The sequence below is a fragment of the Bacillus sp. JJ1773 genome (assembly GCF_036962035.1).
Lineage (GTDB): Bacteria > Bacillota > Bacilli > Bacillales > Cytobacillaceae > Cytobacillus.
This window is the reverse complement of sequence record NZ_JBALNX010000007.1, coordinates 1-12,717: the sequence shown is the minus strand read 5'-3', so window position 1 is coordinate 12,717 and position 12,717 is coordinate 1. Positions and strand designations below refer to the sequence as shown.

The 12,717-nt window shown below is 37.3% G+C and carries 11 protein-coding genes; 9 read left to right on the top strand and 2 right to left on the bottom strand.

Annotation, left to right across the window (positions count from 1 at the left end; translation table 11 throughout):
* Nucleotides 1-2 precede the first annotated feature (2 nt).
* Nucleotides 3-635: a TetR/AcrR family transcriptional regulator gene (locus tag V7127_RS01770; protein ID WP_335483080.1), complete on the bottom strand. Its 633-nt coding sequence runs from the start codon at nucleotides 633-635 to the stop codon at nucleotides 3-5.
* 1,625 nt (nucleotides 636-2,260) lie between these two features.
* Between V7127_RS01770 and V7127_RS01765 the strand changes: the two genes are divergently transcribed.
* A complete protein-coding gene (locus V7127_RS01765) occupies nucleotides 2,261-3,253 on the top strand; it encodes an LLM class flavin-dependent oxidoreductase (protein WP_335353563.1) in 993 nt (330 codons plus the stop codon).
* Nucleotides 3,254-3,348: 95 nt separating this feature from the next.
* On the opposite strand, the gene lspA is transcribed toward V7127_RS01765, so the two are convergent.
* Nucleotides 3,349-3,798, bottom strand: a complete 450-nt coding sequence (gene lspA, locus V7127_RS01760; protein ID WP_335346200.1) for a signal peptidase II — start codon at nucleotides 3,796-3,798, stop codon at nucleotides 3,349-3,351.
* A 373-nt stretch (nucleotides 3,799-4,171) separates the two neighbouring features.
* Between lspA and V7127_RS01755 the strand changes: the two genes are divergently transcribed.
* From V7127_RS01755 to V7127_RS01720, 8 genes are all read left to right on the top strand, one after another.
* On the top strand, nucleotides 4,172-4,492 hold the full coding sequence (locus V7127_RS01755; RefSeq protein ID WP_335483079.1) for a hypothetical protein: 321 nt from the start codon (nucleotides 4,172-4,174) through the stop codon (nucleotides 4,490-4,492).
* 341 nt (nucleotides 4,493-4,833) lie between these two features.
* On the top strand, nucleotides 4,834-5,694 hold the full coding sequence (locus V7127_RS01750) for an amidohydrolase family protein (protein ID WP_335346202.1): 861 nt from the start codon (nucleotides 4,834-4,836) through the stop codon (nucleotides 5,692-5,694).
* Nucleotides 5,695-5,968: 274 nt separating this feature from the next.
* Nucleotides 5,969-6,487 carry a topology modulation protein gene (locus V7127_RS01745; RefSeq protein ID WP_335346203.1) on the top strand — a complete coding sequence of 173 codons (519 nt, stop codon included), beginning with the start codon at nucleotides 5,969-5,971 and terminating at the stop codon, nucleotides 6,485-6,487.
* Between the two features lie 107 nt (nucleotides 6,488-6,594).
* Nucleotides 6,595-7,116 carry a DIP1984 family protein gene (locus V7127_RS01740; protein WP_335483077.1) on the top strand — a complete coding sequence of 174 codons (522 nt, stop codon included), beginning with the start codon at nucleotides 6,595-6,597 and terminating at the stop codon, nucleotides 7,114-7,116.
* A gap of 271 nt (nucleotides 7,117-7,387) precedes the next feature.
* Complete coding sequence (locus V7127_RS01735) at nucleotides 7,388-8,218, top strand: pentapeptide repeat-containing protein (RefSeq protein ID WP_335483075.1); 831 nt, start codon at nucleotides 7,388-7,390, stop codon at nucleotides 8,216-8,218.
* Between the two features lie 193 nt (nucleotides 8,219-8,411).
* The gene (locus V7127_RS01730; RefSeq protein WP_335483073.1) at nucleotides 8,412-9,458 is read left to right on the top strand and encodes an ABC transporter substrate-binding protein; all 1,047 of its coding nucleotides are present in this window, start codon (nucleotides 8,412-8,414) and stop codon (nucleotides 9,456-9,458) included.
* A gap of 272 nt (nucleotides 9,459-9,730) precedes the next feature.
* A complete protein-coding gene (locus V7127_RS01725; protein WP_335346207.1) occupies nucleotides 9,731-11,179 on the top strand; it encodes an MFS transporter in 1,449 nt (482 codons plus the stop codon).
* 17 nt (nucleotides 11,180-11,196) lie between these two features.
* On the top strand, nucleotides 11,197-12,402 hold the full coding sequence (locus V7127_RS01720) for a M20 family metallopeptidase (RefSeq protein ID WP_335483072.1): 1,206 nt from the start codon (nucleotides 11,197-11,199) through the stop codon (nucleotides 12,400-12,402).
* Nucleotides 12,403-12,717 lie beyond the last annotated feature (315 nt).

Here is a 12,717-nt window from a genome sequence, read left to right as displayed (position 1 = left end):
CTCTATTCTTCGCCGCCAAACATCTGGATAACTTCCATTAAACTTCCACTTTCAGCTCCGATAAGTCTTTCTGCATTGAAAATAAACGCATGAATCCGTGAAGCACGCTCCTCGGCCGTCATTTCAACCATATCATCATCAAAAACGGTATTCATATAGGTCACAACCATTTCCATACACTCGTATGGGTACGGTGTTTGGAACATCCCCTGTTCAATGCCATCTTGGATTATTTCCGTCATAATTGGCGTAATTCCGTTAATAATGACCTTTTGTATTTTCTGATGCATAAGAGCATTCTGTGGCTTATGAATGTGCTCCATTATTTCCTTATTGCTTCCATCCCTTAGGTTCATAGACATTACAACGAGAACGATACGCTCGATTATGGGGATGCGTTTGTCCTTGGAAATTTCCTTTGCTACGCCTAAAAGATGGTCATTATAGCGTTCAATCAACGCATCCATAAGATCCTCTTTCGACTTAAAATGATAGTAAAGCGTTCCACGCGCAATTCCAACCTTATCAAGAATATCCTTTGTCGTTGTCCCGTCAAATCCTTTTTGACCGAAAAGCTCATCTGCAGCATCCAGTATTTCGTTCCTGCGTTCCTTAGCCTTTTTGACAACTCTCATTTTCACACCCCTCGTTATCGACCGACTGCCTGTCGATACTAGAATAGCATTCTATTTAAAATAGTAGTGTAAAAAAATTGTAAAATTATATCAATTTTGGAGAAACCAAGAGATACAGATACCATACATTCGTAATATAAAAAGTTGTACTTAAACACCCTCAATAAAATAACGACTTTCTCCCGAATACTCGCTTATTCGCAGGATTTCATACAACTTGATAATTAGTAGTGAACTAAATCAAGGGGAGACAGATACGATATATGCAAGTGAAGGCATAGTTAAACAAGGGAGTATTATAAAACTCCATGATTTACTATATGATACACATTCTCCACGCCACTCCTGGAGGCTTTCGCTCCTATGTCTTAATGGGTCTATTTGCCCTTTGATTCCTTCGTCATGCCTATCTAAGAGGTGGAGGCCAGTTTTGCAATCGGGGGCTTTAACACAATACGGAATAAAAATAAAGAGCCTCTACTTGCGTAATTGGGCTCTTTTTACATTTATAAAAGCTACTGTCATTTTTATAGCTTTTTATTGCCTAATACATTACGACTATGTGAACGGATAGGAAAAAACATCCTAAAGGGTGGCATGATGTAATAACGCCTTACCAAAAAAAGAAGCTTCTCATAAGTCATAGACTTTTAAAAAGGTTTGTTTCGTATCGCTGGGCGATATAATTTGCAAATAAATCTAAAAAACTTCATATTTAATAGAAAAGGAGGTCCGATAAGCGATGATATACAACCTAATGAACGGGCATTCTGGATGAAGAAGTTGGGATTGCTACTCCCACTGTTCGAAAGTATTGCCAAATCTTAGAGCGAAATGGATATGAGTTTTTGAAAGATGGCGATTGACGTATCTTTGTTCAATCTGACATTGGAGTGCTTATAGCGCTACGCGATACGGACAAGTTCCTAGACGATACAGCTAAAGTCCTTATGAATCAACAAAAAATGATTAGAATGAACCAATAAACTCTCAGTCACTTGTGAAGTGATATCCAGCTGATTAACGATATGTGTAAGTTTAAAATAAAGGTTTCCCAGCTCCAACAGTTCATCATGTCCTTAATAGTGTTCCTCAAGAAAGGAACTGGTCAGTTCTTTTTTTGATTCGTATCGCTGGGCGATATACTCTTTCAAAAAAATCCTCAGAACCTTCATCTTGTAGAAAAGGGAATTTCATATGTGACATAATATACATCGAATGAACGAGCATTTTATTCCATGACACCCACTATTCAAAAGTATGGCCACATTTTTGAGTGGAAAGAATATAAGTTCTTAAAAGAGAGCAAACCGCGTATCTTTGTTCGATCAGACAACGGATCGCTTATAGCGTTACCCGATTCGAACAAGTCCCTAAGACGATACAACCAAAGACTTCGTGAATCATCAAAAAGAAAGATTAGAAGCAACCAATGAAATAGAGATTGCGATATCTCATACTTTTGAAAATTTCCCCCTCGACCTAATCAATTAAAAGAAATCAATATATTTCAAATTTCAACAAATTTCCGGGGAAATATCGACAATTTATGAGTTTAAATAGACAGACTGACAAAAAAGTCGATATGCTGATAGGATAAACGAGTAGAAAGGATGTTTCATAGGATGAGATTAAGTATATTGGATCAAGCCCCCATTACAAGCGGGAATACGGCTACCGATGCTTTGAAAAAGGCGGAAGAATTGGCTGTTTTAGGAGATGGATTAGGCTATTATCGAATGTGGATGGCAGAACATCATGCGACCACAACTTTTGCAAGTTCAGCTCCTGAAGTGTCGGCAGCACATTTGGCTGCAAAAACCAAAAATATTCGTATCGGAACCGGGGGAGTGATGTTGATGCATTATTCCCCATTGAAACTAGCTGAGGTGTTTAAAACGTTAAGTGCATTTTCACCTGGCCGCATTGATTTTGGTATTGGTCGAGCTCCTGGAGGGGATAACTATTCCATTTATGCTTTATCTGAAGGGCGCCAACCAATGGTAAATAATATGTATGAAAAATTTGATACAGCACTGCAGTTGATTAACGATGAAGTACCCGAAGATGACTTATATAATAAAACAATCGCAACACCTTCCCAAGTTATTTTGCCAGAAGCTTGGCTGTTGGGGTCGACTGGCAATAGCGCTGTTCAAGCTGGACGTAGAGGTGTAGGCTATTCCTTTGCACAGTTTTTCAATGGCGAAATGACGAAAGAGATTTTAGATACATACAAAAGGAATTTTCAACCTTCAGCTTTTATGGAGAAACCGCAAATCAATGTTTCTTATATGGTGACAACAGCTGAAACAAAAGAAGAAGCTGAATTTGAAGCAAAGCCTCAAGATATTTGGCGATTACAGTTTATGAGGGGCAGGATCGGGTCAGTTTTAACACCAGAAGAAGCCCGTGATTATCCATTGACGGAAATGGATCACATGATCATTAAAGAAAATCGTAAAATTCATTTAGTGGGCGCAGTAAATGAAATCGCAACATTGTTACAAGAAGAGCAATCTCACTATGGATTTGATGAAGCGATGATTTGTAGCATTCCTCATTCACAAGAGAAGCGTCTAGATGTTTATCGATTATTGGCACGGGAGTTGTTTTAAAAATTCTCTCGTCCACAAGGAACGTGAAGGGTGATTGAAAAAGTTCTGACCCCAAATACGGTATTGCTATATGGGGTCAGGCACCCATTTCCATTTTACCAAGAGAATCTATTACTTTTTCTCAACCAGCTAATGACTCCATAAATAATTAGCAGTAACACCCCTATCTCGATAGCATGGTCGGCCAAATTAAGAATTCCACCAGAGCGAATGATAAAATCTGTCACCTGCCCGAATAAAAATCTATCAATGCCATTTCCAATGGCTCCTCCGACTAGGAATCCAAAACTACTATCGATGAGAGCACCATTAAATTCTCCAGTTCTGCGAAAATATAAAACACCTATCACGAACAACACAGCGACAACTCCGAAGAGCCGTGCATAGCCTTGAAATAAACCTCCTGCCATCCCACTATTTTCGATATGTGTGAATTGTATTCCCCACAATGTAAATCTTTCATTAATGTCAATGTAAATACGAATTAGATATTTAGAAAGCTGGTCCATCACAATAACGAGGATTGCAATTACATAAAATAGCATATATTGTCCTACTTTCCTGCAGAATTATTTGCATTCTAGTCATCATTATAATTGAAAGCTTTTTTCTATCCTATTAAGACGCTCTTATTCGTATGTTCAATAGTCTCTATCAAATCGATGGGTATAAAAAGCAATAGAGGATAAAGCATTGTGTATAAGCTTCTTTTTCAATTCTTGTGTTACAATGGTGATATCATTCATATTAGGGGATTTATGAAAGTGAAGGGATCGGAAAAAAATGTCCACTGTTCTTACATATTTTGTTACCCTTATTGCCATTGTGATTTCAATATTTGTTACACTTTATATCAAGTCTGAACTAGAGCGGATGTTCGGGGAAGAAAAAGATGTGTTCGCTTTTCATATATGTAATGTGATTATTATCTTAATGGCTGCTTTTGTAGTAAATGCTGTAATGACTATTTATTTCAGTGGGAATGGATTCAATTGGATGCTGCAGATAGTCATTCTCCTATTCATGATCTTACCCATTTATATTTTGGGGCACCTTGCATTTGAAAAATATAAATTTGTATATCGAAAATACAATACTGCTGAAAACGGAAAAGTGATTGTACTTAATGAAAAGTACATAAAAAAGAAAAAACCATTTTCAAAACTGAAAAATTATAATGCCATTTCAAAAGAAAATAATTCAAAGGAACATAAAAACAAGAGGTTTTCCAGGAGTTGAGTAAACTTACGGGAAGCCTTTTCTTTATTTCTGAAGAATTATAATGATATAGAGGAGGAATTTTAGAAGGGGTAAAGAAATAATCGTGATAAAAAGTCAATCCAGAGATTAGCATTATGGTTATGTCTTATACCGAAATGCTAAACGAATTGTAAAATATTTTAAAGCCGCCTCTTTAATTTCAGTGCTTTTCAAAAAAAACACCTCGAATTTTTTAAGAACCTTCCTCAGTTGTATTAGCAAATTAAGTAAGTCTAATCAAGCGAAAAATTTCATAAATTTTAACTTATAAAAGTAGGTAATCTTATCGACCAGATTCTATGTTGAAATGGAGGATTAATATGATTGTTGATTGCCATTTTCATGTGGATGAAACAATGCTGACTTTAGAAAAAATGATAGAGGGTATGGATAAAAATGATGTAACTAAAACAGCACTAATTGCTCCCATGAACGAAACAATGTTCGAATTGGATAGCACTTTTCAACGAATTTTACAACGCTTAGTCCGGTATCTAATATTAAATGCACCTCAAATTGGGCTCGAAATTTATGATGGTCTAGTAAAAGGTGGCTATTTGAAACTTTACGGCAAGTCATACAAGATTTTTACCAAGCCGAGCAATGATATTGTTGCTGCTGCAATTGATAGATTTCCAGACCGGTTTCTAGGCTGGGTAGCAGTGAATCCAATGATTCCTGAATCAATGGAAGAAGTAGAATTATATCTTAATAAACCTAGTTTTATTGGAGTGAAAGCACATCCGTTCATGCATGAATATAGTATTAAGGCACTTGATCCAGTTGCGGCTATGTGTGAATCAAAAGGCATACCTATGATTATTCATCTATCTTCAGAACCAGAATCCTATAAATATTTACCTGAAAATTACCCTAAACTTAAATTAATTTATGCCCACGCCGGTCTTCCATTTTGGAAAAAACTATGGAAATACATTAAGGATCAACCGAATGTATTTGTTGACACATCAAGTGATTATCTTAATCCATCTATTGTAAAGAAGGCAGTGGAATCTTTAGGATATCGTAAAGTTCTTTTTGGTTGCGATGGACCATATGGAATGGAAAAGTTTAATAAATATGACTATTCGGCAAAGAAAAGTTGGATTGATTTGCTTCAAATTCCTGATAACCAAAAGGAATATATACTTGGTAAAAACTTTTTAGGATTGATTGACTAAATCAAAACTCTATCAACCAATTCAATAAAAAATTATTTAAAGAATAATATAAATTTACCATTATGATGTAATGTGCTTATTACCTTGAACAAAAAGCCGTCCAAATGGGCGACTTTTTTTCCCTTATTGGATTATCGAAGGACGAAAGTATGTGGAATGGAGTTAAAAGAAGTGCTATCTGCTGGTGCTCACTTGGTTTATATTGGAATTAGATTAAGGTCCTAATGATGATTCGGATAAGATAAAGGCAAAGGCAAAGGGGGGCTAATTAGTTGTGAAACGCATTATGGTGATTGGTGTTTCTTCCGGGGTAGGTAAATCAACCTTTGCACGTAAGTTAGGGGAAGTACTGGATATTAATGTTTATCATTTAGATGCCTTCTTTTGGAAACCTAATTGGGTACAAGCTTCGATAGAGGAATTTTCGGAGGCTCAGCAGGAAATCGTCAATCAAGATCAGTGGATAATAGAAGGAAACTACACGCCGACCTTTGGCGTTCGTACGGAACGAGCAGATACAATCATTTACTTAGAACTTCCACTGCATATCTGTTTGTACCGTGTTTTGAAAAGATGGATAAAGAACATAGGAAGGACCCGTCCGGATATGGGAAAGGGATGCAAGGAAAAAATAGATTGGGATTTTATCAAATTTATATTGACCACTTATAGTCCACGAAAGAAAAAAATGGTTGAGCGAATTCAGGAATTTCAAGCCAGAGATTCTAAAACGGTTATTATGTTGAAAAATAAACAGGAAATCAAATCATTTTTCGAGAACTTTAGTAGATAAATGGGTTAAAATCAATAATATAAAAAATGAATAAGAAAAGTGATCATCTATCATTCGTAGAAAACTCTTGTACATAATATGAATATTCTAAAGAAAGGGTGGATTAAATGAAAATTACATTAGCACAGGCGATTAATTTACTTTCTAGTCTGCATAGAAAGGTCAATGAATTGCAAGGTGAGTTTTTCACTGTTCACGTAATTGAGGTTCCAAAAGGAGAGACTTACACTCCATTTGAACGATCAGTGGAAGATGTTTTGAAAGAATTATCTGAGGTTCAGTCCGATTTACTGGAATTGAAAGAAATCGTCCAACAAGCTAATTTAAGTAATTTGGTTGAATGGGATGGCTGTTCCATTTCAATGATTCGTGCGATTGAAACTGCAAAGCAGCTGCGGGAACGTCTTAATCTTCTCAAAACCCTTGCGACAACTAAAAAGCGCGAATTCACAGTTCACCGCCATTCAGGTGCCATAATGGAACAAATTGCTTTATTTGATCCAGCTGAATTCAAAAAACAATCTGATAAACAATCACGCCAAGTGGAATTGCTGTCTAGCAAAATTGATAGAGTTAATTATACTGTTGAAATCGATGTTCCACTTGCAAGTAAATATTTAGAGGCGTGAGCAGCTTTGAGGGTATTGTGTCAATACCTTCATGGGTGCTTATGCACCAAATGAGTTGGGAAGTGTTAGCGACCCATTGCTTTGTGGGTAACAAAGTATTTAAACATTTTACAACTGGTGAAGCGAACGGAACCGCCTTACGCTTTACGTTCTTACGCCTAACGATTCACGAACGGATCATCTCATTAGTAACAATAGACTGCTGCGTTCCCAATCTCATTTATCCTATACAATCTTGGGAATATTAATCGTTTCTAAGGAAGTGTATGTCTTGTCTAATTTATTAAAGAATGACAAAAGCTTAAAAGCAGACTGTGAAAATTGCTTTGCATTATGCTGTGTGGCTTTGCCTTATGCAAAGTGTGCAGATTTTGCAAATAATAAAGATGGGGGTACTCCTTGTCCCAATCTACAATCAGATTATCGTTGTAGTATTCATAGCAATCTAAGAGAAAATGGGTTTCGAGGCTGCACTGTTTATGAATGTTTTGGTGCTGGGCAAAAGGTCTCTCAGGTGACATATGGCGGAAATGAATGGCGGGGCAAGCCGGCTCTAGCTAAAGAAATGTTTGACGTATTTCCGATCATGCAGCAGCTTCATGAAATGCTTTATTACTTATATGAAGCAATTCGTTTAGAAGAAACCAGCTCCATCTACGATGAATTACAAACAGCCATTGAAAAAACCGAAAACCTTACCTATCTAAATTCGAAGTCTATTTTAGACATAGATGTAACAGCTCATCGAGCACTTATTAATGAGCTGCTTCTGCGTACAAGTGAACAAGTTCGTGCAAAAACTTCAAAAAATCCAAAGCCAAATAAATGGATCAGAGGAAAAGATCTTATTGGTGCAAAGCTAAAAGGTGCCAACCTGAGAGGATCTAATTTACGGGGGGCTTTGCTCATAGCCGCTGACCTCCGACAAGCAGATTTGAGATGGACTGATTTTATCGGCGCCGACTTAAGAGATGCTGATTTAAGCGGTGCTAATGTGACAGGAAGCCTATTTCTCACTCAAGCACAGGTGAATTCGGCTAATGGTGATAGGCACACAAAATTACCTCCTTCCTTAAAGTTTCCCGATCATTGGCTAAAATAACCTAAACTAACATCTTTGTTTAAACAGAGGTGTTTTTTATTACTCTATTTTTTACCCCTTTAAAGCCTAAAAGATTTTTGTAATTTTCAGTTGTTTATAAGTAGATAGACATGGTATTATCGAAATATTAACAATTATTAATACTTGAAACCGGTGTTTAATAAGATCAAGTAGAGTAGAGGAGAGGAATGGCATGAAAAAAATTTGGATGACCCTAGTATGCTGTACGTTGCTCGTGCTTGCGGCTTGTGGTTCTAACAGCAGTGGGGGCAGCAGTAGTAGTAGCAGTAGCAACAGCAATAGTAGCAGCTCGGATGGCGGCGGCAGTAAAGAAGCAGAGAAAACAGTTAAAGTTGGAATTATTCAGCTAGTAGAACATCCATCACTAGATGCAGCTCGAGAAGGTTTTGTAGCAGCAATTAAGGATGCTGGGTATGAGGAAGGAAAAAATCTGAAGCTTGATTATCAGAATGCCCAAGGTGATATGAATAATAATATGTCTATCGCACAAAACCTTGTGGCTGATCAAAACGATGTCATTCTAGCAATTGCAACTGCTAGTGCACAAGCAGTTGTCCAATCTACTAACGAAATCCCAATTCTCTTTACAGCGATTACAGATCCAGTTGGCGCGAAACTAGTTGAAAGCTTTGAAAATCCAGGCGGAAATGTATCGGGTACATCCGATACACATCCAGACGCTATCAAAAATACAATCAATGCTATTAAAAAATTCATCCCTGATGCTAAAAAAGTTGGGATTATCTACAACTCAGGTGAACCAAACTCAGTCGTTAACGTAGAAAACGCAAAGAAGGTTATTGCAGAAATAGGACTAGAAGCTGTAGAAACATCTGTATCTACAAGCTCAGAAGTTAAGCAGGCTGCTGAATCTTTAGTCGGAAGAGCAGACGTATTCTATATTCCAAAGGACAACACAGTTGTATCAGCTCTTGAATCTGTTATCACAGTAGCAAATGAGAAGAAAATTCCAATGTTTGTTGGAGAAGGCGATTCCGTAAAGCGTGGAGCATTTGCTTCATACGGGCTAGACTATCATGACCTTGGCTATTCTACTGGAAAAATGGCATTAGACATTTTAAACGGTAAAAAGCCAAGTGAGATCCCAGTTGGCTTCCCTGAAAACTTAGAGCTAGTCATTAATAAAAAGGCAGCTGAGCTTCAAGGAATTACATTAACTGAAGAAATATTGAAGGATGCAAAAATAGTAGGGGAATAAGATAAAATCACACTGCAAAGTATAAAGCAGTGTGATTTTTTATTTTAAAAAAAAACATCTATTTATCGCAATATCCATCTTATAAAGATTGGATAACCCTAGGCTGTCTCCTTTTTCCAAGAAAGAAGTTTCTTTAGCAAAGCTAAGGATTATTGCATTTTTATATATCATTTTATGATAATTTTGCAGTAAATCTCAAATATTAAATGTGAACCAAAAAATTCAGCTTATGCTAGAGCCACTTTATGATCCTAATATTAGGAGGAAAAACTATGGAAGCAACTAGTTATAAAGGTACAAATAAAATGATTATCGGTATTGTATTTGGGGTTATTGCGTTTTGGCTATTTGCACAGTCGATGGTCAATGTAGTTCCGGCTGTTCAAAAAGATTTAGGCATTTCACTTGGCACATTAAACATTGCCATAAGTTTAAGTGCATTATTCTCTGGATTATTCATCGTTGCTGCTGGAGGGCTAGGAGACAAAATTGGTCGAAAAAAAATGACCTATATCGGGTTAATCCTAAGTGTTATCGGCTCCCTGTGCCTTGTATTAACACAAGGAGCTGTTTTACTGATCATTGGTCGTGTACTTCAAGGATTATCAGCAGCATGTATTATGCCTGCCACAATCGCTCTCATGAAAGCTTATTTTGAAGGTGCAGAACGTCAGCGTGCTTTAAGTTACTGGTCCATCGGATCTTGGGGCGGCTCAGGAGCAGCTTCCTTCGCAGGGGGTGCCATCGCAACGTATATGGGCTGGAAATGGATTTTCATCTTTTCTATTATATTCTCTTTACTTGGTATGTGGCTCATTAAAGATACGCCAGAAAGTAAAGGTGAATCAACAGGTGCTTTTAAATTCGATTACTCTGGGTTAATCGTTTTTATTATTACTATGGTTGCATTGAACATATTTATTACTTATGGATCTGCTTTAGGCTGGACAAGCTTCATTACAATCGTTCTGGCAGTTGTAACAATTATTGGAATTATGGTTTTCATCAAAATTGAAAAAGGTAAAGATATTGCTCTTATTGACTTTTCAATTTTTAAAAACAAACCATATTCTGGTGCGACAATTTCCAATTTCCTGTTAAACGCAATTGCTGGAACACTTGTCGTGGCAAATACTTATGTTCAAGTAGGCAGAGGCTTCAGTGCTCTTCAATCAGGCATGCTTTCCCTTGGTTATTTAGTTGTGGTATTAGCGATGATTCGCGTTGGAGAGAAAATTTTACAGAGAATTGGCGCAAAAAAGCCAATGGTTTGGGGAGCCCTCATCACGACTGTTGGTGTAGCATTAATGGGTCTCACTTTCTTACCTGATTTCCCATATACAGTAGCCGTTTTCATTGGTTTTGTTCTATTCGGACTTGGACTTGGTTTGTATGCGACTCCATCAACGGATACTTCAGTCTCTAATGCACCTTCAGATAAAGTTGGAGCAGCTGCCGGGGTTTACAAAATGGCAAGTTCTCTTGGCGGAGCGTTCGGCGTTTCGATATCAGCAACTGTTTATGGGGCCATTTCCGCAGCCGGAAGTTTGGAAATGGCCGCATCAGCCGGGATTATCGTAAACGTTATTTTCGGAGTTCTTTCTATTCTTTCCATTATATTTTTGGTACCAGGGGATGCTGGAAAAACAGGAAATGAAAAAACACCAAGAAAACTAAAAATACCAACTCCTGGTCAACCAGAACCAGAGCCTAGTCACTAAAAAAGGGGAATAGACAAATGCTACTGAGTGAATTAATGAAAAAGTTAGATGATAAAAAAGACCGTATAATAGATATTCGCCGCTATCTTCATGAACATCCGGAACTTTCTTTCCAAGAAGAACAAACAGCTAAATATATAGCAGATTTTTATAAAGAAGTACCAGTGGATTCAGTAGAGACTAATTTCGGAGGTCAGCGTGGAATCGTTGTAACCATTAAAGGTTCCAAGCCGGGAAAAACGATTGCCATTCGTGCTGATTTTGACGCCTTGCCAATCAAGGAAGAAACGGGACTTCCTTTTGCATCGAAAAACGAAGGAGTCATGCATGCTTGTGGCCATGATGGTCATACAGCCTATATGTTGGTATTAACCGAGACATTAGCTGAGTTTAAAGATCAATTAAAAGGGACGATAAGAGTCATTCATCAACCAGCAGAAGAAGCTCCTCCAGGTGGAGCAATCGGCATGATTAATGCGGGGGTTCTTGATGGCGTAGATGCAATCATTGGGATCCATGTCATGTCTACAATGAAAACAGGTCATATTTATTATAGAAGCGGGAATACACAAACAGGCCGATCTTATTTCAAATTAGTTGTTCAAGGTAAAGGTGGACATGGATCGTCCCCTCACTTGGCAAATGATGCAATTGTGGCAGCAAGTTCATTCGTCATGAATGTACAAACAATCGTTAGCCGCCGCATCAACCCATTTGATACGGCTTCCGTTACCATTGGTAATTTTGATGGAAAAGGGACATTCAATGTCATTAAAGATGCCGTGACCATTGAAGGCGATGTCCGGTCCATGTCTTCTGAGACGCGAGATATCATAGAAACAGGTGTGCGTGCTTTTGCGGAAGGATTAGAAGCTTCTTATGGAGTAAAGTCTATTCTTGAATATAAGAATGACTACCCCGTTCTATATAATGACCCTGAAGTAACCGAACATGTACATCAAGCTCTAGAACAAGCATCTATTCCAGAAGTTGAAGCTGTTTTGGAAACACCGCCACAGCCACCATCCGAAGACTTTGCTTATTATCTTGAAAAAGTGCCAGGATGCTTCTTCTATGTCGGTGCGGCTCCTGAGTCAGGTGAAGCCTATCCACATCATCATCCTAAATTCGATATTGATGAGAAAAGTCTTATCATTAGTGCGAAAGCTATGGCAGCAGTTGTCACATCTTACTGTGATGGAAGCAAAGAAGATAGTAAATAACGATAAACAAAAATGCAAAAAAACTGTTGTCATCTCTGATAACGGTTTTTTTGCATTTTTCGGGTAATACTCTTTAGGTCAGTTTTACTAGTTTTCCCTAAACCGCATTCATTATTCGACAATGTTAATTATTGGATAAAAACCAAAAATTAATAAAAAAGTCCTATAAATTGTAATTTTTGACATGTAAGTATTATGGAAATTTTACTTATATTTTTATAACTCTATTAAAAAATGACAAATGGACTACTTACTCCTAATTCATTATTCCTAAAAAACATGCTTATTTCAAGATATTTACAGGAGTAATATAAC

What these genes read in the sequence shown, in the direction of transcription:
- V7127_RS01770 (WP_335483080.1), bottom strand. Translation starts at nt 635, where the DNA reads ATGAGAGTTGTCAAAAAGGCTAAGGAACGCAGGAACGAAATACTGGAT.
- V7127_RS01765 (WP_335353563.1), top strand. Translation starts at nt 2,261, where the DNA reads ATGAGATTAAGTATATTGGATCAAGCCCCCATTACAAGCGGGAATACG.
- lspA (WP_335346200.1), bottom strand. Translation starts at nt 3,798, where the DNA reads ATGCTATTTTATGTAATTGCAATCCTCGTTATTGTGATGGACCAGCTT.
- V7127_RS01750 (WP_335346202.1), top strand. Translation starts at nt 4,834, where the DNA reads ATGATTGTTGATTGCCATTTTCATGTGGATGAAACAATGCTGACTTTA.
- V7127_RS01740 (WP_335483077.1), top strand. Translation starts at nt 6,595, where the DNA reads ATGAAAATTACATTAGCACAGGCGATTAATTTACTTTCTAGTCTGCAT.
- V7127_RS01730 (WP_335483073.1), top strand. Translation starts at nt 8,412, where the DNA reads ATGAAAAAAATTTGGATGACCCTAGTATGCTGTACGTTGCTCGTGCTT.
- V7127_RS01725 (WP_335346207.1), top strand. Translation starts at nt 9,731, where the DNA reads ATGGAAGCAACTAGTTATAAAGGTACAAATAAAATGATTATCGGTATT.
- V7127_RS01720 (WP_335483072.1), top strand. Translation starts at nt 11,197, where the DNA reads ATGCTACTGAGTGAATTAATGAAAAAGTTAGATGATAAAAAAGACCGT.